Origin of the sequence: Burkholderia sp. L27(2015) (genome assembly GCF_009765705.1) — a bacterium.
Taxonomy (GTDB): Bacteria; Pseudomonadota; Gammaproteobacteria; order Burkholderiales; family Burkholderiaceae; genus LMUX01.
This window is the reverse complement of record NZ_LMUX01000020.1, coordinates 197,675-219,611: the sequence shown is the minus strand read 5'-3', so window position 1 is coordinate 219,611 and position 21,937 is coordinate 197,675. Positions and strand designations below refer to the sequence as shown.

General features: G+C 59.9%; 15 protein-coding genes and 1 tRNA gene. 5 read left to right on the top strand and 11 right to left on the bottom strand.

Going from position 1 to position 21,937, the window contains the following annotated elements; all coding sequences use genetic code 11:
- Positions 1-34: 34 nt before the first annotated feature.
- Complete coding sequence (glnL, locus tag GSQ77_RS17970) at positions 35-1,168, bottom strand: nitrogen regulation protein NR(II) (protein ID WP_158904136.1); 1,134 nt, start codon at positions 1,166-1,168, stop codon at positions 35-37.
- Between the two features lie 155 nt (positions 1,169-1,323).
- Positions 1,324-2,739 carry a type I glutamate--ammonia ligase gene (glnA, locus tag GSQ77_RS17965; protein ID WP_158904135.1) on the bottom strand — a complete coding sequence of 472 codons (1,416 nt, stop codon included), beginning with the start codon at positions 2,737-2,739 and terminating at the stop codon, positions 1,324-1,326.
- Positions 2,740-3,140: 401 nt separating this feature from the next.
- On the opposite strand from glnA, the gene GSQ77_RS17960 reads away from it, so the two are divergent.
- Positions 3,141-3,605 carry a rhodanese-like domain-containing protein gene (locus GSQ77_RS17960; protein WP_158904134.1) on the top strand — a complete coding sequence of 155 codons (465 nt, stop codon included), beginning with the start codon at positions 3,141-3,143 and terminating at the stop codon, positions 3,603-3,605.
- Here the strand turns inward: GSQ77_RS17960 and GSQ77_RS17955 are convergent.
- The 5 genes from GSQ77_RS17955 to hrpA form a co-directional block, all read right to left on the bottom strand.
- The gene (locus tag GSQ77_RS17955) at positions 3,602-4,411 is read right to left on the bottom strand and encodes a molybdopterin-binding protein (protein ID WP_158904133.1); all 810 of its coding nucleotides are present in this window, start codon (positions 4,409-4,411) and stop codon (positions 3,602-3,604) included. The two genes, GSQ77_RS17960 and GSQ77_RS17955, sit on opposite strands and share 4 nt — an antisense overlap.
- Before the next feature lie 30 nt (positions 4,412-4,441).
- Positions 4,442-5,341, bottom strand: coding sequence for an EI24 domain-containing protein (locus tag GSQ77_RS17950; protein ID WP_158904237.1), 900 nt, complete (start codon positions 5,339-5,341; stop codon positions 4,442-4,444).
- 17 nt (positions 5,342-5,358) lie between these two features.
- Positions 5,359-6,408, bottom strand: coding sequence for a sterol desaturase family protein (locus tag GSQ77_RS17945; RefSeq protein WP_158904132.1), 1,050 nt, complete (start codon positions 6,406-6,408; stop codon positions 5,359-5,361).
- Positions 6,409-6,487: 79 nt separating this feature from the next.
- The gene (locus GSQ77_RS17940) at positions 6,488-7,459 is read right to left on the bottom strand and encodes a beta-propeller fold lactonase family protein (protein ID WP_158904236.1); all 972 of its coding nucleotides are present in this window, start codon (positions 7,457-7,459) and stop codon (positions 6,488-6,490) included.
- A gap of 226 nt (positions 7,460-7,685) precedes the next feature.
- On the bottom strand, positions 7,686-12,020 hold the full coding sequence (gene hrpA / locus GSQ77_RS17935) for an ATP-dependent RNA helicase HrpA (protein ID WP_158904131.1): 4,335 nt from the start codon (positions 12,018-12,020) through the stop codon (positions 7,686-7,688).
- A 22-nt stretch (positions 12,021-12,042) separates the two neighbouring features.
- On the opposite strand from hrpA, the gene argA reads away from it, so the two are divergent.
- Positions 12,043-13,389 (top strand): amino-acid N-acetyltransferase, encoded by a 1,347-nt coding sequence (gene argA / locus GSQ77_RS17930; protein WP_158904130.1) that lies wholly within the window; start codon positions 12,043-12,045, stop codon positions 13,387-13,389.
- Between the two features lie 81 nt (positions 13,390-13,470).
- Positions 13,471-13,746: an oxidative damage protection protein gene (locus tag GSQ77_RS17925; RefSeq protein ID WP_158904129.1), complete on the top strand. Its 276-nt coding sequence runs from the start codon at positions 13,471-13,473 to the stop codon at positions 13,744-13,746.
- Between the two features lie 94 nt (positions 13,747-13,840).
- On the opposite strand, the gene rpiA is transcribed toward GSQ77_RS17925, so the two are convergent.
- A complete protein-coding gene (rpiA, locus tag GSQ77_RS17920; RefSeq protein WP_158904128.1) occupies positions 13,841-14,536 on the bottom strand; it encodes a ribose-5-phosphate isomerase RpiA in 696 nt (231 codons plus the stop codon).
- A 123-nt stretch (positions 14,537-14,659) separates the two neighbouring features.
- The gene (locus tag GSQ77_RS17915; RefSeq protein ID WP_158904127.1) at positions 14,660-17,416 is read right to left on the bottom strand and encodes a UPF0182 family protein; all 2,757 of its coding nucleotides are present in this window, start codon (positions 17,414-17,416) and stop codon (positions 14,660-14,662) included.
- Positions 17,417-17,670: 254 nt separating this feature from the next.
- Here GSQ77_RS17915 and GSQ77_RS17910 point away from each other — a divergent pair, with 254 nt between their 5' ends.
- Positions 17,671-17,904, top strand: a complete 234-nt coding sequence (locus tag GSQ77_RS17910; RefSeq protein ID WP_158904126.1) for a hypothetical protein — start codon at positions 17,671-17,673, stop codon at positions 17,902-17,904.
- Between the two features lie 153 nt (positions 17,905-18,057).
- Here the strand turns inward: GSQ77_RS17910 and rlmB are convergent, their stop codons facing one another.
- Together rlmB and rnr are read right to left on the bottom strand one after the other, a co-directional pair.
- Positions 18,058-18,807, bottom strand: a complete 750-nt coding sequence (gene rlmB, locus GSQ77_RS17905) for a 23S rRNA (guanosine(2251)-2'-O)-methyltransferase RlmB (protein ID WP_158904125.1) — start codon at positions 18,805-18,807, stop codon at positions 18,058-18,060.
- Positions 18,808-19,004: 197 nt separating this feature from the next.
- Complete coding sequence (rnr, locus tag GSQ77_RS17900) at positions 19,005-21,479, bottom strand: ribonuclease R (protein WP_158904124.1); 2,475 nt, start codon at positions 21,477-21,479, stop codon at positions 19,005-19,007.
- A 285-nt stretch (positions 21,480-21,764) separates the two neighbouring features.
- Between rnr and GSQ77_RS17895 the strand changes: the two genes are divergently transcribed.
- Positions 21,765-21,849 (top strand) — tRNA-Leu (locus GSQ77_RS17895).
- Positions 21,850-21,937 lie beyond the last annotated feature (88 nt).

The window sequence follows — 21,937 nt, the reverse complement described above, 5'->3', positions numbered from 1 at the left end:
GGCGCGGATGAAGTATTCACACGCACCCGGTTGCTCATCCATTGAGCGGCAGCAATATCTGAAACTCGGTGTGGCCCGGCCGGCTGTCACATTCGATTAATCCCCCATGCTGCTGGACAAAAGTTTGAGCCAGCGTCAAACCTAAACCGCTACCGTCTTCGCGTCCCGATACCAGCGGATAGAAGATCCGATCGCGGATCAACTCCGGAATTCCGGGGCCGTTATCAATCACACGCAAGTCCAATGCCAGCTTGCATAACTTCTTCGAGATTGTCACTTTACGCGCCACGCGCGTGCGTATTTCGATGCGCGCATCGCCTTGTGCGATACGTTCGCGCAGCGCTTCAGCCGCATTGCGCACGATATTCAGAAGCGCCTGGATCAACTGCTCCTTGTCGCCGCGCAGATCGGGCACGCTGACATCGTAGTTGCGCTCGATCTCGAGCCCGCGCGGGAATTCGGCGAGGATCACCGCGCGCACGCGCTCGCATACCTCATGGATGTTCACGTCACCGACGATATGCGGATGCCGGTGCGGTTCGAGCAACCGGTCCACCAGCGTTTGCAGGCGATCCGATTCCTTGATGATGACTTGGGTGTATTCGCGCAATTCGGGTTGCTCGAGTTCGAACTCGAGCAATTGCGCGGCGCCCCGTATGCCGCCCAACGGGTTCTTGATCTCGTGCGCGAGATTGCGGATCAATTGTTTGTTGACCGAGCTCAAATCGAGGATGCGTTCCTCGCGGTCGGTGCGCAGCTTCTGCTGATTTTCAAATAGCTCGATGAGCACGTAATCGGGCTGCACCTCGAAAAAGCCCACCACCACATGCACATGCAAAGGCTCGTGCCCGGGGCGTTCTAGCGCCGCATCGAGATGAGTGGCCTGAAAGCGGTTGTCCGCGATCGCGTCGATGGTCGCGACCAGGTCATCGGCATTGGTGAAGAGATCTTCCCACCGCAATAATTGGAGTTGCTTGCGCGAAAGCTCCAGCATGCTTTCTGCCGCAGCGTTGGCAAACGCCACGCGCAGCGTACGCTTGTCGAGTACAAGCACCACCGTGGGCAACACTTCGAGCCCAGGGAACAAACCGGACGCCGAGAGCTGCTCGATCGATTGCAAGTGGTTCGCATCGTCATCGATTTGCTTATTGAGTTTTTTCGGCGCCATTCGAGGCCCCCCTTATTCGAGCCTGCCCAAATTCCAACAAAAAGGGACGGCAGCGCCGTCCCTTTCGATACTGCGAATTACCGACTACCGCTACTGCAGGTCAAGCACGCCGCGCCTTGCGCCGTGGACTACAGCGCAGCGCGGCGCAACCTGATTTACAGCGAGTAGTACATGTCGAATTCGACCGGATGCGTGGTCATGCGGAAACGCGTGACTTCAGCCATCTTCAGTTCGATATACGCATCGATCATGCCGTCGGTATACACACCACCGCGCGTCAGGAACTCGCGATCCTTGTCCAGGTACTCAAGCGCCTGATCGAGGCTCGAACACACGGTCGGGATCTTTGCATCTTCTTCCGGCGGCAAATCGTACAGATTCTTGTCCGCGGCTTCGCCCGGATGAATCTTGTTCTGCACGCCGTCCAGGCCGGCCATCAGCATTGCCGAGAACGCCAGGTACGGGTTGGCCATCGGATCCGGGAAACGCGCTTCGATGCGGCGGCCCTTCGGGTTCGGTACGTGCGGAATGCGGATCGACGCCGAACGGTTGCGAGCCGAGTAAGCCAGCTTGACCGGTGCTTCGAAGCCCGGCACCAAACGCTTGTAGGAGTTGGTGGTCGGGTTGGTGATCGCGTTCAAGGCACGGGCGTGCTTGATAATGCCGCCGATGTAATACAACGCGAATTCCGACAGACCGGCATAGCCGTTACCGGCGAACAGGTTCACGCCATCTTTCCACACCGATTGGTGGATGTGCATGCCCGAACCGTTGTCGCCCACGACCGGCTTCGGCATGAACGTTGCCGTCTTGCCGTAGGTATGCGCAACGTTTTGCACCACGTACTTCAGGATCTGGGTCCAGTCGGCGCGCTGTACCAGCGTCGAGAACTTGGTGCCCAGTTCGTTCTGGCCTTGACCTGCCACTTCATGGTGATGCACTTCAACCGGCACGCCCAGTTGTTCGAGCAGCAGACACATTTCCGAACGCATGTCCTGGAACGAGTCGACCGGCGAAACCGGGAAATAGCCGCCCTTGGTGCCCGGACGATGGCCGGTGTTGCCGTGTTCGAATTCCTTGCTCGACGACCATGGCGCTTCTTCCGAGTCGATCTTCACAAAGCTGCCCGACATATCGACGCCCCAACGCACGGAGTCGAAAATGAAGAATTCGGGTTCCGGACCGAAGTAGGCGGTGTCGCCCAGGCCGGTGCTCTTCAGGTACGCTTCTGCGCGTTTGGCCAGCGAGCGCGGATCGCGTTCATAGCCTTTGCCGTCCGACGGCTCGATCACGTCACACGTCAGAACCACGGTCGACTCTTCGTAGAACGGGTCGACATAAGCCGTATTCGGATCCGGGATCAACAGCATGTCCGATGCCTCGATGCCTTTCCAGCCAGCGATCGACGAGCCATCAAACGCGTGACCGCTTTCGAACTTGTCTTCGTCGAACGCCGAAACCGGAACGGAAACGTGTTGCTCTTTGCCGCGCGTGTCGGTAAACCGGAAATCAACGAATTTGACGTCCTCGTCTTTGACGAGCTGCATGACGTCGGCCACGGATTTACTCATTCCTTCTCTCCCCTGAAAGCTACGAACATTGGCAGCAGATGCCGCCGCTTTTATCAAAGCCGCCGGCCTTGTTGCTCCGGCGCCAGAAAATCAATGCCACTAAATAAGCACTTTTCGTGCCAAAACCCAAAACCGCCGCGCAAAAATAAGGCGAGGTTGCGCGAGCAGATTGCATACGTGTTCGAGCGAGGTGCGCACCGTAATCTGGCGCACCGTGGGGGCGCACCATCGACCGCCAAACGCACCACATTTGTGCATACATGCCACACAAAGGTTAGTCGCATCTTTATGGTGCATGATGTGGCTTTACTCGCCACTTCCACGTCACTTAGTCGCCGTTTACCCTCTCCCCGAGCGGGGGCAAGCTAGAATACAACATCTACTTTAAAGCGCACATCCCTATGAGCCGCCTCGCAGAACTTTATCTTCAAGCCGAACAGTACGGCGCGGAAAAACAACTCCCCTATGCAGGCGCACTGCCGCCCGCCGACGCATTCCTATTGCTCGAACTGGACCCCAGCGCGCGGCTCGTCGACGTACGTACCCGCGCCGAACTCGACTGGGTTGGGCGCCCCCGGATCGCCGACGCGCAATACATCCATCTCGAATGGACCCGCTATCCTGGCAGCGTGCCGAACCCGGATTTCATCGAGAAAATGCAAGAACTTGTGCAGCCCGACACCCCCGTGCTGTTCCTGTGCCGCAGCGCGGTGCGCTCCAAGGCCTCGGCGATAGCGGTCACGAAGGCCGGCTTCAGTCGCGCTTTTGATCTGCTCGAAGGGTTTGAAGGCGACCGCGACGCGAACGGTCATAGGAAGACTGTCGGCGGCTGGTGCTTGCGCGGTTTGCCGTGGATAGGCGCCTAAGCGAGTGGCGGCTGCGCCTCGATAATTTCACCGCCCAGCGCCAGCACACCATCGCGTAGTTTCGGGTAAGCGCGATCCACGGATGCCGGATCGCCCTTCACACCCAGTTCGATATGCCGCCGCGCATACACGCCGCCGCGTTCCGAATCGCCCACGCTCGGCAGGCTGAACACGCGCACACCGGGGAATTGCGTCTCGATGTGCTCCATCAGCGGCGTAACCGTCGATTCGGGCATCTCAAACACGAGGAACGAGCGCTCTTCATGCGGATTGCTGTGATGCAGATGCACGTACTTGTTGTCCAACACCCATTCCAGCATCGGCCACGCCATCACCGGGAAGCCCGGCACAAAATGGTGGTGCTCCACCGAGAAGCCGGGAATCTTGTTGTAGCTGTTCGGGATAATCGAACTGCCGACGGGAAACTCCCCCATCTTCAATCGATGCTGGTTTTCGGGCAGGCTTAGCACGGCCGGCGCACCCGGATTCATGTCGAGGATGCGCTGCAGAATCAGTTCACGGGCCTCCGGGTGCAATTCCAGCGGCACACCCAGCGCTTGTGCGGCACATAGCCGCGTGTGGTCATCCGGCGTAGCGCCGATGCCACCCGTCGAAAACACGATGTCCTCGCTGGCGAGCGTACGCTTGAATGTCGCCGTGATCCGCGCGGGATCGTCGCCGATGTATTCGGCCCAGCCCAGCGATAAGCCGCGGGCAGCAAGAATTTCAATGATTTTCGGCAGGTGTTTGTCGATCCGTCGTCCGGACAAAATCTCATCGCCAATCACGATCAAGCCAAAGCCCATGTACTACTCCGGTGAGGATCAACACTACCTTCAGGCGGGGATTCCCGGTACGCCACCACGCTGGCTATCGCGATCAAGGCGATCAACCCCGGGATCCATTCCGCGATCATTGTCACGAGAGTCACGCGCGGTTTCTTCCTCGCGTCGCAACCGATCCAGCGCGTCCAGACAGAAATACCCGAACCACAAAGCGGAAAAAATAAAAATCACCACGTATAGCCAGATCGAGGCCAGCGCCACTATCGGAAAAAGCACGATCAGCAGCGCCGACGATACCCAGATCAAGGCCGGCAGCGCCCCAAGTACGCCGGTGGCGACGCCGATCGCCAGCAGCGGCCAGCGATAGCGTCGCTGCAAGGCTTGCCGTTCCGTCGAACTCGCGTGGGCCGCCAGCGCATCGTAACTCATCACGCGATACGTCAACCACCCCCACAATACGGGCGGAATCACCGCGAAAAGCGGCGGTATCAGCCACAAAGGCAGGCTCAGCAGCGCCAGTATCAAGAATACCGCGCTTGCCAGCAAAGCCTGTCCTACCCCGCCAAACCAGCTGCCGCCGTGCCGGCGCTCCAGATGCGCGTAACGGCGCTTGGCCAAATGACGCACCACCACCGGCATCGACCAGCCCGCGATCAGCATCAGCACGGTTACGGCGATCAATGGCACCAGCAGAACAATCGCGATGAACGGCGCGACCACCAAGTGCAAACCGTACCAACCCAGCACGGTCAATATCTGTAAGGCAGGCGCCGCAATGTCCAATTGTTCCAGGCCCGCATGCACCAGCGCGAGCAATGCGGACCAGCTATACCAAAGCACCGCACCCCATAACACCCCGGCCACCAGAAAAGGCAGCACTGTCAGCGACAAGATGCGCGGATGCAGCAAGCTGCCTGCGGCGCGCATGAAAGAGCTTATCAGCAACTGCAGCGGGGTATCCATGGCCGTCAGGAGTGAGGGGCGGACTGCCCAAGGGAGGCACCCGGGGGGGCGCCATGCTGGTCCGGCCCCTGCGGTTTGGCCCGGGTGCAGCGAGCGGCCGCGCGCACCAGACCCAGCCACTGCTGCGACCAGAAGCCGTTACCGTAATTGCGCCCGCCACCCAAGGGGGTGGGCAACTGATCGCGTATCCCCGTCGGTTCGATCGCGCGACTCCACGACGCGGTGCGAAACAGCATGTCCCACCACGGGAAAAGCACGCCGAAATTGCAGCCGTAGGTGGTTCCCTCGTGCCCATAGCCCACCGCATGATGGCGGCGATGGAAAATCGGGCTGACCACCAATCGTTCGCCCAACCAACCGTAATACAAACGCGCATTGACGTGCTGGATGCTCTGCGCCAGATTCGTCACCGCTACCAGAACCACGTATTGGGCCGGCGGCACCCCGATCAGCAGCGCCAGCACGGCGAAAAACGAGGCCTGGATCACGTCGTCGAGCAAATGATTCCTGTCGTCGCTCCACAGCGACATTTGCTGCTGACTATGGTGAACCGCATGCAGCTCCCACCAGACGCCGAAACGATGCTGCCAGCGGTGATACCAATAGCCGGCAAAGTCCAGCACTACCAGGTACACGATAAACGCCACGAGCGGTTGCGACGTGACACCCGGAATCAGATTGTCGAGATCGATGTTGGCCACGCCTTTGAGCCGCAGCCATCCCTGCATGCTATCGAAATACGGTTGCAAGACCACGAAGAAAAACAGATTCAGCACGCCGAGCTTGATCACCCAGGTGTAGATCACATCGACACGCACGGCACGCCGGGTCGTCCAGTTTTCGACCGGACGCAGCATTTCCAGCGGTCGCAGCAACGCATACATAACCGCTATTTCCAGCACGCCCACGATCACCCAGTACAACGCGTCGTAAGTGTCCTCGTCGTAGCCCATGAAGCCGAAACGATAGAAGAATGGCTGGACCACATCGATATAGACCGCGGTCTGAGCCGCGGAGATCGCACTGTCCAGGTGGGCATACAGCATTTGCAACATGGCTGTTATCACAATCCGTTAGGTCGCTTGCTTAGGTAACTTGCTCAGGTAACTCGGTCAGGTACATTAGCCAGGTCGATCAGGCACCATTAGGCGCGGTTACCGGCGCCCGGTCGAAGAAATAAATGCCGTGCGGCGAGCGGCCCACCGCAATCGTCTTGATCAGTTTATGCGTACTCATGTCGATGATCCCGACGTGTTTGGCAAAACGGAACGTTACCCACAAAAAGCGGCGATCGGCGCTCAGTTCCATATCGTCGGGTCCCGGCAGCAAACCGGTGATGTCGCCCACATTGGTCAGCGTATTCTCATCGATGATGCTGATCGTGCTCGCCACCCGATTCGACACCACCACATGCGTGCCGTCGTCGAGCGAACGGAAGTTGTGCGCGCCCTTGCCCGTAACGATCTTCTTGACCACCGTGCGATTGCGCCAATCCACCACGGCCACATAGTCGGCGCCGGTTATGCCGACCAACAGGTATTTTTCATTCGGGGTCATCCACAGGCCCGCGGGCACCGGACCTACCTTCATCTTCCACAGCACGGTCTGGCTGGCCAGATCGATCGCTGCCAACTCGCCGGAAATCTGCAAGGTTACGAAGACCGTTTTGCCGTCGTTGGAAAACGCCAGATGGCTAGGCATCACGGCGAGCGGCACGCGTTTGGCCAGCGTCAGGTTGTCGCCATCCGCGTGATAGATATCGACGCGATCGAGCCGCAACCCCGCCGTCACGAACCATTTTTTATCCGGCGAAAAACCGATCTGATACGGATCTTCTATGCCTTCGACCCAACGCTGCACCTTTCCCGTTTTGGGGTCCAGATAAACGAGATTGTTCGAGACCGAATTCGCGACGATCAGCGACGATTTGTCCGGGGTCGCCATCAAGTGATGCGGCTCTTTGCCCACCGGAAACGTGTCCGTGACTTGCTGGGTCGCTTCGTCGATCAGGCTGATCGTAGCTTCCCCGGAATTGAGTACCACCACATTGCCCGCGTGTGCCACGCCTGCTACGGCCATGACGCCCGCGCCGAGCGCGGCTGCCATCAGCGTAAGTAGTGTGCCTGGCGTACCCGCGACAGGACGGCCCAGCAGGCGTTCCACGATGAGGCGGCAAGCGCCTTTGAAGGCGCTCAAAGCTGCCAGTCCCGTCGTTACAATTTTATGCATATGCTTTCATTTCAAGATAGTGATCCATTGTAAGTGTTTTAACGCATCAGATGCTCGACGGTGCACGCACACATCAAGTGTTTTCTGCACATTCCCCGATATCTCATCGCTGCAGCGCATCCCAGATTTTTTGCAGACGCTTCACGGAGACTGGCATCGGCGTGCGTAGTTCCTGCGCGAACAGCGATACGCGCAATTCTTCCAATAACCAGCGAAATTCGCTCATACGCGGGTCCGCGATGTCTCGGCGCTGCACCGCCAAGCGCTGGTAGCTTTGCGCGAGCGGCTGCAGTTCGGCCTGTGCGCGCTGATCGCGAGCGGGATCCGCCTTCAGCTTGTCGATTCGCAAGCCAATTGCCTTCAGATAACGTGGAAAATGCGTCAGTTGCGCGTATGGGGTCTCGATCAAAAAGCGTCGCGTCATCAATTGCGCGATTTGCTGCTGCATATCGGCGTACGCGGTCGAAAACGTTTTGGCCTGGGCGATCTTTTTGCCCACGCTCGCGTATTCGCTCAGTATGGTGGTGGCCAGACGCGCAATTTCCTGTGCCAGCAGGCTCAAGCGAGCGCGCCCTTCGTCGCGCCGCAGTAGAAAACTCGCTTCGTCCACTGGCAATGGATCTTGCAGGCAAGCGCGGTCCAGTGTGGTCGCCACGATTTGGTCGCGCAGTTCCTCTTGCGTGCCAAGTGCCATGAAATGCAGCACCATCTGCTGCAGGCCGGGAATATTCTTCTCCAGAAAACGGATCGGCTCGCGCAACTGCAGTGCAAACAAACGCCGTAGCCCTGCCCGATGAATGCGTGCGGCCTCTTCCGGCGAATCGAATACTTCAACGTCGCAATGGGTGTTGCGGTCAACCAGGGCCGGATAGCCGAACAACGTCTGGTCGCCGCGTCGGATTTCCAGCAATTCGGGCAGTTTGCCGAAACTCCAGTTGGTGAGTTGCTGATAGAGCGCGGTTGACGAGGCATTAGCCCCGTCCACGATGCCGGCAGACGCACTCGTCGACGTGGCAGGGTTACGTCCCGCGACGCCCGCAGGCTTGCCGTGACGACCGTTTGAGGTTGTAGTGGCGGATCCTGTCTGTGCGGCTGTTTGTGCGGCCGCGGATCCCAGCGCGCCCGACAGCGCCGACGCGGCTGCCGATGCCGCGTCGTTTTCGCGTCCCACTGCGCCTGCAGCCAGTTTCTGAAATACCTGCTGCGCCTGGCCGCCGAGTTCACTGCGCAATTGGGCCAGATTACGCCCCATCGCCAATTGCCGGCCATGCTCGTCCACCACTTTGAAATTCATGAAGAGGTGTGCAGGCAAGGCTTCGAGCTTGAAATCCGAACTCTTGACCGCGAGCTGGGTTTCACTGCGAATATCGGCGATCAGCGCTTCGATCAAGCCGCCGCGCACGGCCGGTCCGCTCGCTTGTGCGGCCGAAGCCCGCACGGCAAAACCCGCTGCGTAATCGGGCAAAGGCACGCAATGACGACGCAGTTTTTGCGGCAAGGTCTTGAGCAGCAATTGCGCTTTTTCTTTCAGCATGCCCGGCACCAGCCACTCGCTGCGCCGCGCGTCGATCTGATTGAGCGAGAACAGGGGCACTGAAAGCGTGACCCCGTCACGTGGCGAACCGGGTTCGAAGTGATACGCCAGTGCCATTTCGACGCCAGCCAGCGTCACTTTCTTCGGGAACAGGTCCGTGGTAATCCCGGCCGCTTCGTGTCGCATCAGGTCGTCGCGGTTCAAGAACAGCAGGCGCGTCCCCTGCTGCCGCGACGCCGGCCGCCCGTTCCCGGAGCTTGCAGCGGCGGGCTTTTCCTGCTGGTTTTCCGCAAGCCGCGACGCCGACTCGTACCATTTATGAAAATCGACGCCCGTGTGTATGCCTGCCGGCACACCTTGATCGTAAAAGGCAAAGATCAGTTCGTCGTCAACCAACACGTCCTGCCGCCGCGATTTGTGTTCGAGCTGCTCGATATCGGCCACCAGCTTGCGGTTGTGCGCGAAAAACGGCAAACGCGTCTCGAACTCGCCCTCCACCAGCGCGCTGCGTATAAAAATCTCGCGCGCCCGCGCCGGATCCTGTTCGCCAAAACTCACCCGTCGACGTTGGTACACGGGCAGACCGTGCAGCACGGCCCGTTCGAACGCCACCACCTGCGACGATTTTTTTTCCCAATGCGGCTCGGACAACGACTTACGCAGCAGATGCGCGCCGACGCGCTCCAACCACTGCGGCTCGATGCGCGCCAAACACCGTGCAAACAGCCGGCTCGTCTCGACCAGCTCGGCAGCCATCACCCATTTGCCGGCTTTTTTCACCAGCGTCGAGCCAGGCCAGATATAAAACTTGATGTTGCGCGCGCCCAGATAGTGCGGATCGTCCTCTGCCTTCAGGCCGATATTGCCGAGCAAGCCTGCCAGCAGGGACATATGGATCTGCTCGAAGGTGGCCTCGCTTTCGCCCAGGCGCCAGCCCATTTCGCGCACCACGGTCAGCAACTGGCTATGCACGTCGCGCCATTCGCGCAAGCGTGTGGGCGAGAGGAAATGCGCGCGGCACTGTTCCGCCAGCAGGCGATTCGATTTCTTGTGCGTCAGCGCCTCCTCGAACCAGGCCCAGATTTTCAGCCATGCGAGGAATTCCGAGCGTTCGTCGGCGAATTGCTTGTGCGCCTGATCGGCCGCTTGCTGCGCTTCGGCGGGGCGATCGCGCGGGTCCTGCACAGACAAAGCGCTCGCAATGATCAGCATTTCCTTGAGCGCGCCCTGCTCGCGTGCGGCCAGGATCATGCGGCCGATACGCGGGTCCAACGGCAAGCGCGCCAGCTCGCGGCCGGTCGGCGTGAGCTGGTTGTTGTCGTCGACGGCGCCCAGCTCGTTGAGCAATTGATAGCCATCTGCGATCGCGCGGCCCGGCGGCGGCTCGATAAAAGGAAACGTCTCGATCTCGGTCAGGCGCAGCGACTTCATACGCAGAATCACCGCCGCGAGTGAGGAGCGCAGGATCTCAGGATCGGTGAACCGCACGCGGCTCTGGAAATCGCTTTCTTCGTAGAGGCGTATGCAAATACCGTCGGCAACGCGACCGCATCGCCCCGCGCGCTGATTGGCCGCAGCCTGCGAAATCGGTTCGATTTGCAGTTGCTCGACCTTGTTGCGATACGAGTAGCGTTTCACGCGCGCCAGCCCGCTATCGACCACATAGCGGATCCCAGGCACGGTCAGCGACGTCTCCGCGACGTTGGTGGCCAGGACGATGCGACGTGTATTCGACGTTTTGAACACGCGTTCTTGTTCCGTGGCGGAAAGGCGCGCGAATAGCGGCAGGATTTCGGTATGCGGCGGATGGTGCTTGCGCAGCGCTTCTGCCGCCTCACGAATTTCGCGTTCGCCGGGGAGAAAGACCAGCACGTCGCCCGGGCCTTCGCGACTGAGTTCGTCGACCGCGTCGGTGATCGCGTTGATCAGATCACGATCGCCGTCTCGCGAACTGCGCGGCGCGCCGTCGCTTTCGCGCGCGGTGCGTGTGCCATCCGGCTTGGCTTTTGTGCCATCGGCCGTTTTCTGCGGCGGTTGGCTTAGTGGCTGCATGACTGGCCGATAGCGCTGCTCCACCGGAAACAGACGGCCGCTCACCTCGATGACGGGTGCCGGCTTATCGGCGCTGCCGAAATGGCGCGCGAAACGATCGGCATCGATGGTTGCCGAGGTGATAATCAGCTTTAAATCAGGCCGACGCGGCAGAATTTCCTTCAGATAGCCGAGCAGGAAATCGATATTCAGGCTGCGCTCATGCGCCTCGTCGATGATCAGCGTGTCGTAGGCGCGCAGCAGCGGGTCCGAGGTGGTCTCGGCGAGCAGAATACCGTCCGTCATGAGTTTGACTGACGCACCGGCGGCCAGATTGTCGTTGAAACGGACTTTGTAGCCGACCACTTCGCCAAATGGCGTACCGAGCTCCTCGGCGATGCGTCGCGCGGTCGCGCTTGCGGCAATTCGTCGCGGCTGCGTATGGCCGATCAGACCCTTGCCGCCGACCCCTATGCCACGCCCCAGGGTCAGGCAGATTTTCGGCAACTGGGTGGTCTTGCCCGAACCGGTTTCTCCGCTGACGATGACCACTTGATGGCCCGCAATCGCGCGCGCGATCTCCTCACGGCGCGCGGAAACCGGCAGCGCTTCCGGAAAAGTGATGGTGGGTACTGGATTGGGCGCCGCCGGCGGCCCACGTCGACCGCCTTCGGATCGCTCGCGTGCGGGGCGTTCGGGCTTGGGCGCGCTCTGCGCACCGGCGGCTGAAAGCTCGGCACGGCCGCCGGACGGCGTGTGAGCGGCCTCGGGCAAGTCGTCGGACGGTTGCGGCGCGCTCGGCGCGCCGTCTTCGCGTTGCTGTATCGCGTCAGGCAAATTATCAGGAATAGTGGGTTTGGCTACATTCGGCATGGGGGCGCATTATAATCCGGCCATGAATTCACAAATTGACCTTGTTCCCGACACCGAGTCATTTCAGCAGGCTCAGTTCGTCGAGTGGTTGCGCTCGGTAGCGCCGTATATCCATGCCTTCCGCAATAAAACCTTTGTCGTCGCGTTCGGCGGCGAACTGGTGCAGGACGGCATGCTGAATCTATTGGTGCAGGATATCGCGCTCTTGCATGCCATGGGGATGCAAATTGTCCTCGTGCATGGCTCCCGACCGCAAGTCGAGGAGCAAATGCGGCTGCGCCAAGTGGAATCCGAGTTTTCGCATGGTATGCGCATTACCGATGCCAGCGCGCTCGAATCGTCCAAGGAAGCTGCCGGCGAAGTGCGTCTCGATATCGAAGCGGCGATTAGCCAAGGCTTGCCCAATACGCCCATGGCGCATGCGCGCATGAGCATGGTATCGGGCAACTTCGTCACGGCTCGCCCAGTGGGCATACTCGACGGCATCGATTTCCAGCACACCGGCGTGGTGCGCAAGATCGACGCCGAATCGATTCGTCACTCGCTATCCAGCCGCAAGATCGTGCTGCTCTCGCCGCTGGGATTTTCGCCGACCGGCGAAGCATTCAACTTGTCCATGGAAGATGTCGCTTCGTCCGCCGCGATTGCCTTGCGCGCCGACAAATTGATTTTCATTACCGAGACGCCGGGTATCGTGGACACCAGCGGCGAACTGCTGCACGAACTGTCGCTCGATGAAGCCCAGCGCATTCACGATTCGAGCTCGCTCGAGGACGATGCCGGCTTTTATCTCAAACATGCGATCCGTGCCGCGCGCGGTGGTGTGCCGCGTGCGCACATTATCCCGTTCTCGCTGGACGGCAGCATTTTGCTCGAACTGTTTTCGCATGACGGGGTCGGCACCATGATCTCGTACGAAAACCTGGAAAGCTTGCGCGAAGCCACGCCCGACGACGTCGGCGGTATCCTGATGTTGATTGAGCCGCTGGAAATGGACGGCACGTTGGTGCGGCGCGATCGCCATCAGATCGAACGCGATATCGATCATTTCTCCGTAATCGAGCACGATGGCGTGTTGTTCGGTTGTGCCGCACTCTATCCCTACCCGCAGGAAAAACTGGGCGAAATGGCTTGCCTGACGGTGTCGCCCGATGCCCAAGGCGCCGGCGACGGCGAGCGACTGCTCAAGCGCATCGAGCAACGCGCCCGCGCGCGCGGCCTGACGCGTATTTTCGTGCTGACCACCCGCACCGAGCACTGGTTCCTCAAGCGCGGTTTTGTCAAAGCCACCGTGGACGATTTGCCCGAAGACCGTCGCCGTCTTTATAACTGGCAACGCAAATCGCTGGTGCTGATGAAAGCCCTGTAAATTTCACTGGTCCGACCGGACCCGCAAGTCGGGTTCGGCCTGTGCCGCTTAATTATCAAGTTAAACAAAGAGAGGTCAAAAATGGCGCGTATCGTTCATTGCGCAAAGCTGGATAAAGACGCAGAAGGCCTGGATTTCCCACCGGTGCCGGGCGCACTCGGTCAGCGCATTTATGAAAGTGTATCGAAGGAAGCCTGGCAGGAATGGCTCAAGCAGCAGACGATGCTGATCAATGAAAACCGTTTGAATATGGCCGATCCGCGCGCTCGCCAGTACTTGATCAAGCAGACCGAAAAGTTCTTCTTCGGCGAAGGCGCCGATACCGCACAAGGTTATGTGCCGCCGTCGCCTAACTGATTGCGACTGGAGCTGGTGTTAGGTCGGCTCGGGCTTTAATGCAAGCGCTTGTTGCGCGAAAAAACGCCGGCTAGATGCCGGCGTTTTGCTAACCTCAAGCCCTCGGATAATCGATACGCGCGACGCCATGCTCGGTGCCAAGCAAGCACAGATCAGCACCGCGCTGGGCGAACAGCCCTACCGTCACGACGCCGGGCCAACTATTGACCTGCACTTCCAGCGCCACTGGATCGGTGATTTGCAAACCCTTGACGTCCAGGATCTCGTTACCGTTATCGGTAATGTACACGGCGCCATCGGCATGCACACGTAGCACCGGCTCGCCGCCCAACGCCTTCAGGCGACGCAGGACGGCCGCGCGCGCCATCGGCACCACTTCGACCGGCAACGGGAACCGCCCCATCACTTCGACCTGCTTGGATGCATCGGCGATGCAGACAAATTGCTTGGCGACCGACGCCACGATTTTCTCGCGCGTGAGTGCCCCGCCGCCGCCCTTGATCATGTGACCGGCATGGTTGATTTCATCGGCACCGTCCACGTACATGCTGAGTTCATCGACATCGTTCAAATCGAAAACCGTAATGCCATGTCGATGCAGGCGCAGCGTGGTGGCTTCGGAGCTCGATACTGCGCCGCGATAATGTGATTTGTCGAGCGCCAGCGCGTCGATAAAGCAGTTCGCGGTAGAGCCGGTGCCCACGCCTATGATGCTGCCGGCAGCCACATGGGCGCGCACGAGGTCGGCTGCGGCGCGGCCGACCAGTTGTTTGAGTTCGTCTTGAGTCATGAGTGCAACCTACGTGTCGTGAATGGATCGGGCATAGCATCCTACGAACCGCAATGCCGAAAAGACCCTATTGGCCGACATTTTAGCCCAGTGCCGAGAGGAAGTAACGCCGACCCACTCGAGTCACTTCTGATTCTCGGGGCGGCCAGCGCCGAGTGCCTCCAGCAGTGGCCGCAGAGCATCGAGTTCCGAGCCGAAACCGCTCCAATCCCCCGCCTTCAATCGCTCGATGGCCCGCTCATAATGAGCCAGTGCCTCGCGGGCACGCGCGTCTGCCGTGCCCGGGGACAGCGATGCCACCGGGGTGGCCTCCTCAAAGAGTGCCGCCAAGGCTGCGCCCAAGGTCTCCTTCATCACCACGCGGTCACCATAGGCGGCGATTACCCGCTTCAACTCGGGCAACTGACCGGACGCCGCGCGCAAGTAGAGCGGCGAAACGTAAAGGATCGAGTTCTCGATCGGCACGACCAGGAGATTGCCGCGAATGACGCGCGAGCCCATCTGGTTCCACAGCGAGATCTGCTGCGAGATCTCGGTATTCTGCTGGATGCGCGCCTCGATCTGGAACGGCCCATAGACCAGCTTATCCTTGGGGAAGGCGTAGACAATGAGCTTGCCGTACTCAGGCGAATCGCAACGCGCCGCCAGCCAGGCGATCATATTTTCGCGCTGGCTGGGCACCATCGGCAGCATGAGCACGAACTCGGCGCGCGGCTCCCCAGGCAGCCGCATGATCATGTAGTACGGCGTCATCGGCGTGCCGGGAGTATTCCCACCATCGATGCCGGCCAACCCTCGGGGGAACTGCCAGAGATCCTCACGGTTATAGAAGACTTCCGGCGCTTCCATATGGTACGCGCGGTAGAGTCGCGCCTGGATCAAGAACAGATCTTCTGGATAGCGGATATGCTGCCGCAGGTCTTGTGGCATCGCCTGCAAAGGCTTGAATAGCCCAGGGAAAATGCGCTGGTACGTCCGCAGGATAGGATCGGCAGGATCGCTGACATAGAAGTCGACCGTGCCGCTATACGCATCGATCACCACCTTGACCGCGTTGCGGATGTAATTGGTGCCGTCGCCGTTACCCGGCTGGGCATAGGGGAACCAGCCGCTGGTGGTATAGGCGTCCTGCATCCAGAAAAGGCGCCCGTCGCTCACGACGATATAGGGGTCGTGGTCTAGGCTAAGGAACGGGGCAATCGTGCGCACGCGGTCCTGAATGTTACGGTGCAGCAGGATCCGGCTCTTGTCCGTGATGTAGCCAGTCAGCAGGATGTTGGGGTCGTCAAGCTGCCAGGCGAAGAGGCCGCGTCGCGCCATGCTGCCGATGGCGATACCGTCGCGCCCGCTGTAAGTGGTGTAGGCGTTGTCCTCTCCCTTCGGGTAGTCGAATTCGGGTACGCTGCCGTTCACGATGACGTAGCCAGGATCGCCTCCACCGAAATAGATGCGCGGTTCCTGGATGGCCGGCCCACCGTTGGCGACGGGCGGGATATCCTTCAGATACAGGAAAGGTAAGCCCTCAGTGGATTTCTCGGTGACCGGCGACATCACCACGCCGTTGCCGTGAGTGAATAGGAGATGCTGATTCACCCAGGTCTGGGCGTTCTCCGCAAGCATCGTCGGTTCCAGCTCGCGCGCCGACAGCATCACCTGCCGGTAACCGGCGTCAAGCGGGTAGCGGTCGATGTCCACGGCGAGGAATTTGTAGTAAGTCCTGATTTCCTGCAACTGCGCGTAGGTATCCATCAGCGGCTGCACATCCCACAGGCGGATGTTGTCGATCGTCGCGCGATTGGCCTGCAGCGAGGCGAGATTCAGCCCCTGCTCGGCCGGAAACGGTTTTACCGCGATCCGCTCCAGACCGTAGGCCTGCCGTGTCAGCGCGATATTGTGCTCGATATAGGGCGTCTCCAACTGTAGCTCGCTCGGCTTGACATAGAAGCGCTGGAACAGCGCCGGATAGATCAGGCCGAACGCTAACGAGCTGCCGAACACGAGCAGCACCGAGCCGACAGAAATTCCGTAGCTGCGCCAGCGCATATTGGCCCACGAGGTGACGGATGCGGCAATGGCGAGTGCGGCGAGTAGCCACAGGACCGGCAGCTCGACATGGATATCGGTATAGCCGGCGCCGACCACGACACCGTTGTCGCCATAGAGCAGCAGAAAGCGGTCCAGCCCATAAGACCAAGCCTTCAGCACAAAGAACAAACCGAGCAGTGCCGAAGCATGAGCGGTAGCGGCGGGCGAGAGTCGCCGCGACGACCGCTCTAGCAGGATGTCGCCGCGCAGCCCGTAGACCACGGCCGCAATGACCGCGCTGCAGAAAAGCAGTTGCAGCAGCCAATTCTTGAGTGCAACGTAGGCGGGCAGCGAGAAGAGATAAAAGCCGATGTCCTTGCCGAAGATCGGATCGCGTTCGCCAAAGGGCACCTGATGAAGAAAGCGAAGCGCCACGTCCCAATTCGAGATTTCGCCCACGGCGATAAGCAGCCCAAGGAAAACGGCGGCGCCAGCGATGCTGGAGCGCCACGGAATGCGCGGCGCAACCTGCTCCCCCAGCTCGCTTACGACCCGCAGCGTGCCCGACGAACGGACTGCCCGCGCTGGCCAAGCACCGCGGCTCCTCGCGCAGCGATGCGCCAGGAATCCCGACACCCACATGGTGCCCGCCGAGGCGGCGAACACGGCGACAAACAGGAGCGCTTGGGTGGAAAGGATTGTCCAAAAGACGTCGACATAGCCGATCGAAGAAAACCACAGCCAGTCGACCACGACGCCGGTGAGCCGCCCGACGACGATCAGGCCGGCGATGACGACCGCCACCGTGATTGCAACGCGTCTCCAGCGCATGCCGGACCTCATTCGCGACCACATCGACCATGCTCCTTTGCTGGCCCGTCACCCCATGGCCGGCGCTAATTCGCACCCGATGGATGATTGTAGCCCTGCAAACCCACCGGCCGGAACGGTATGGCCGCCGCTCCGACATACCACTTCACTGTGACAGCCGGCGGTGCAAGGCACAGCCGATCTCGCGCGTCGGCCTATCGTTATCCCTAACTTGCCTAAAGTTTCTCGCTCAACAGCCGAAAGTCTGATTAGTGAGTTCGCTAACGGTAAAAGTCGCCATGAACCAAATTAGAATCGAGATCGCGCAACTAGAGAGGGTTCGTACCGTTCTCAATTGCCATCCGTGGCTGATGCACCGAGACTATTGGGTAGAAAGCATAGACTCCCTGCTACAGCGCACCGATCTGAGCGTACCGGACCGCCAGCGATTGGAGGCTTTGCAGAATCTGCTCGACACCACCGTGACTTCGCCGGCAACGAGAAGCGCTGAGCGAGAGTCGCAGGAAGTGTGACATTGTTATCAATCTTATTCGGCTGACTTTGCCTTGCTCGCTTGCACAAAACGTGCGGGAGCGAGCAGGTTCAGCAGATTCCAACGCCATTCGTTGCGAAGACCGAAGACGTCGAGAAAGAGCTGAAATCTACTGGCGATCGATGCTCTTTTATTAGCCCTTGATCGGCCCCAACCGCTGCCGCACCGCTTCGAACAGGCATACCCCGCTCGCCACCGACACGTTCAGGCTTTCGACACTGCCCTGCATGGGGATATGCATCAGGTTATCGCAAGTATCGCGCGTCAAACGACGCATCCCCTCGCCTTCCGCGCCCATCACGATAGCCACCGGGCCGTCGAGTTTGGTTTGGAACAGGCTAGCCGGCGCCTGGTCGTCGGTGCCTATCACCCAGACTCCCGCTTCCTGAATCTCGCGCAAGGCGCGGGCCAGATTGGTCACCGTGATATAGGGCATGGTTTCAGCGGCTCCGCTGGCCACCTTGGCCGCGGTCGCGTTGAGCCCCACGGCGCGATCGCGCGGCGCGATCACCGCGTGCGCGCCAGCCGCGTCGGCCACGCGCAGGCATGCGCCGAGATTATGCGGATCGGTCACACCGTCCAGCACCAGCAGCAATGCCGGCCCACTGAGTGAATCGAGCAACTCAGCCAGATTCATCGCCAACGGTACGTCGGCCGCCCGCGCCACCACACCCTGGTGGCGGTCGTTGCCGGTAAGCCCCTGGAGCCGCGCCGGGTCGGCTGCCATGAGCCGCACGCCGGCCGCCTTGGCCGTTGCCAGGAAGTCGACCATGCGGCGGTCGCGCCTCGTCGGATCGTACAGAATCTCTTCAATGCCACTGGCGTCGTGGCGCAAACGTGCGGTGACGGCATGAAAACCGTATAAAACTTTGAGATGTGCCATGACCTACTTCCTTCAGGAATACGATAAAAATGAATGTCGCGCGCCGCCCTAGCCCGACGCAGCGCACCGTAGCGATATAGCGCCATGATAGGCAACGCCATGAGTGAGGGCACGCGTTGCAGCACAATATGCCGCACCAAATGGCAGAAACCCGGGATCTCGCCCGGGTCCGCCTTACGCGTGCAACGTCAAGCCGCTTAGAACTTTTTGCGTGAGCGCTTTTTAGCCGCGGTTGCCGCGCCACCACTTGGCGCAGTACGTCCCGAGCGCTTCTGCCCGGTAGACCGCGGTTCACGGGCCGCCTTGACGTCGGCGCTGGGCGCCGCAGCCGCTTTCTTGCGTGCGTGGCGCGGTGCCTCGTTAGCCCCCGCCTCACGCAACGACGCGCCTTCAACTGCCGGGGCAGCCGCGTTCTTCTCGCCACCTCGTGCGAGCGCTTTTACCGGCGCATCGCGCACCAATCGGAAATCGATCTTGCGGGCGTCGAGATCGACCCGGCTGACCTGAACCCGCACGCGATCCGACAAACGATAGCGTATGCCGGTACGTTCACCGCGCAACTCGTTCTTGATCTCGTCGTACACGAAATAGTCGGAGCCCAACTCGGTCACATGCACCAAGCCCTCGATAAAAAGCGCGTCGAGTTGCACGAAAATGCCGAAGGTCGTCACGCCGCTGACTCGGCCGCCATATTCCTCGCCGAGTTTGTCGCGCATGAAGTAGCACTTCAACCACGCCTCGACATCGCGCGACGCTTCGTCGGCACGGCGTTCGTTGGCCGAACAGTGCATGCCAAGCTCTTCCCAGATCGCCGTATTCGAGCGTGCTCGGCCACGCGACTCATCGTCGCTGCGTTGCGCGCGCCGCGCGCTCGGCGAGATCATCGTGTTGAGCTCGGCGTTCTGGCTCAGTTCGGGCTGGTATTTACGACCGGCCAGCACAGCGCGTATCGCGCGGTGCGTGAGCAAGTCGGGATAGCGGCGAATCGGGCTCGTGAAGTGGGCATAGGCTTCATAGGCCAGCCCGAAGTGACCGATGTTATCGGGGCTGTACACGGCCTGCTGCATCGAGCGCAGCATCATGGTCTGCAACATCGGCGCATCGGGGCGAGTACGGATTTGCGCCATCAACGCCGCGTAATCGCTCGCGTGAGGCTTCTCGTTGCCGCCTAGCGTGAGTCCGATACCACGCAGGAAACTGCGCAAGTTCGCCAGCTTTTCCTCAGTCGGGCCCGCATGCACACGATAGAGGCCAGGATGCTTGTGGCGCTTGAGCAGGTCGGCCGCGCACACATTGGCGGCCAGCATGCACTCCTCGATCAGCTTGTGCGCGTCGTTGCGCTGACGCGGCACGATCTGTTCGATCTTGCCCTGTGCATTGCAGACGATATAGGTTTCGGTCGTTTCAAAATCGATGGCGCCGCGCTTCTGCCGCGATTGCAGCAGCGATTTATAAACCCCATAGAGGTTTTGCAGATGCGGCAGCAAAGCCGCACGCTTCGCCGCTTCCGGACCCTTGGTATTGCCGAGCATTGCAGCCACTTCGGTGTAGGTCATGCGCGCGACGGAATGCATTACCGCCGAATAAAACTGATAAGCCTTGATCTCGCCGCGCCCGGAAATCACCATGTCGGCCACTAGCACGCAGCGATCTACCTCGGGGTTGAGCGAGCAAAGTCCATTCGACAGTTTTTCCGGCAGCATCGGAATCACGCGGCGCGGAAAGTACACCGAGGTACTGCGTTCGAGTGCGCCGATATCGAGTGCATCGTTCGGCTTGACGTAGTGCGACACGTCCGCGATGGCGACGATCAAACGGAAGCCATCGCCGCGCCCGACCTTGATCGGCTCGCAGTAAACGGCGTCATCGAAATCTCGCGCGTCTTCGCCGTCGATCGTGACCAGCGGCACGTCACGCAAATCGACCCGATCGCGCAGGTCGACTGCGCGAACTTCATCGGGCAATTGCGAGGCCTGTTGAATCGCGGCCATGCTGAACTCGTGCGGCACGCCATATTTGCGCACGGCAATTTCGATTTCCATGCCCGGATCGTCGATCTCGCCGAGCACTTCGACGACCTTGCCCAGCGGCTGCGAATGCCGGCTCGGAAAATCGGTCAATTCGACGCTGACCACTTGGCCCACGCGCGCCTTGCCTTTGGAGCTTTGCGGAATCAGGATGTCGTGGCCGATGCGCTTGTCTTCGGGTGCAACCAGCAGCACGCCGTTTTCGTTGAGCAAACGCCCGATCACCTGTTTATTGGCGCGATCGGTGACCTCGACAATGTGGCCTTCCGGACGGCCGCGTCGGTCGTAACCGATGGTGCGCGCGAGCACGCGGTCGTTATGCATGACCTTTTGCATCTCGCCGCTGGCGAGAAACAGGTCATCCTGGCCGTCGTCACGAATCAGGAAACCGAATCCATCGCGATGCCCCTGCACTCGGCCGGCGACAAAATTAGACGGATGCGTGAGCTGGAAATAGCCTTTTTTGTCGACACGGACCTGCCCGTCTCGCTCCATCGCCGCGAGCCGCTTGAAGAATCCTTCACGCTCTTGACGCTTGATCGATAACGCTTCGGCTATGTCACTACCAGAGAGCGGGGTTTCAGTGGTGCGCAGCACGCCGAGGATTTCTTCCCGGCTCGGAATCGGGTACGGATATTTGCTCAAGGGCTTATCGATGATTTTCTCGTATCTATGCGAAGCGGGCCAGATTCGACTGGCCTCGCGCCAGTTACCCGGCTAGCAGGTTCGCCTGATTCTATCACCCGCATATATAAATAGACCGGGATCCTGTGATTTAACTGTGCGGGTGAGTTGTTATCGCGTTGGATTCGATAGCGTGAGTTATGCGAGTGCCGCGTATTAAAGAAGAGAAATCGATGAGACTGTTGACAGCGCGATTCAGCTCGCTATAATTACGTTCTCAGCAGTTGAGCAGCAGCAAGAAGCAGTGCCCAGATGGCGGAATTGGTAGACGCACATGGTTCAGGTCCATGCGCCGCAAGGTGTGGAGGTTCGAGTCCTCTTCTGGGCACCAAGTAACACAAGAAGTTGTTCCGGGTAAGTCCTGAAAGCCGCATAACCATTAGGTTTGCGGCTTTTTTGTTGCCCGCTTTTTTCGTTGC

Coding starts and splice junctions, on each gene's coding strand:
- glnL (WP_158904136.1), bottom strand. CDS start 1,168: ATGGCGCCGAAAAAACTCAATAAGCAAATCGATGACGATGCGAACCAC.
- glnA (WP_158904135.1), bottom strand. CDS start 2,739: ATGAGTAAATCCGTGGCCGACGTCATGCAGCTCGTCAAAGACGAGGAC.
- GSQ77_RS17960 (WP_158904134.1), top strand. CDS start 3,141: ATGAGCCGCCTCGCAGAACTTTATCTTCAAGCCGAACAGTACGGCGCG.
- GSQ77_RS17955 (WP_158904133.1), bottom strand. CDS start 4,411: ATGGGCTTTGGCTTGATCGTGATTGGCGATGAGATTTTGTCCGGACGA.
- GSQ77_RS17945 (WP_158904132.1), bottom strand. CDS start 6,408: ATGTTGCAAATGCTGTATGCCCACCTGGACAGTGCGATCTCCGCGGCT.
- GSQ77_RS17940 (WP_158904236.1), bottom strand. CDS start 7,459: ATGGCAGCCGCGCTCGGCGCGGGCGTCATGGCCGTAGCAGGCGTGGCA.
- hrpA (WP_158904131.1), bottom strand. CDS start 12,020: ATGCCGAATGTAGCCAAACCCACTATTCCTGATAATTTGCCTGACGCG.
- argA (WP_158904130.1), top strand. CDS start 12,043: ATGAATTCACAAATTGACCTTGTTCCCGACACCGAGTCATTTCAGCAG.
- GSQ77_RS17925 (WP_158904129.1), top strand. CDS start 13,471: ATGGCGCGTATCGTTCATTGCGCAAAGCTGGATAAAGACGCAGAAGGC.
- rpiA (WP_158904128.1), bottom strand. CDS start 14,536: ATGACTCAAGACGAACTCAAACAACTGGTCGGCCGCGCCGCAGCCGAC.
- GSQ77_RS17915 (WP_158904127.1), bottom strand. CDS start 17,416: ATGTGGTCGCGAATGAGGTCCGGCATGCGCTGGAGACGCGTTGCAATC.
- GSQ77_RS17910 (WP_158904126.1), top strand. CDS start 17,671: ATGAACCAAATTAGAATCGAGATCGCGCAACTAGAGAGGGTTCGTACC.
- rlmB (WP_158904125.1), bottom strand. CDS start 18,807: ATGGCACATCTCAAAGTTTTATACGGTTTTCATGCCGTCACCGCACGT.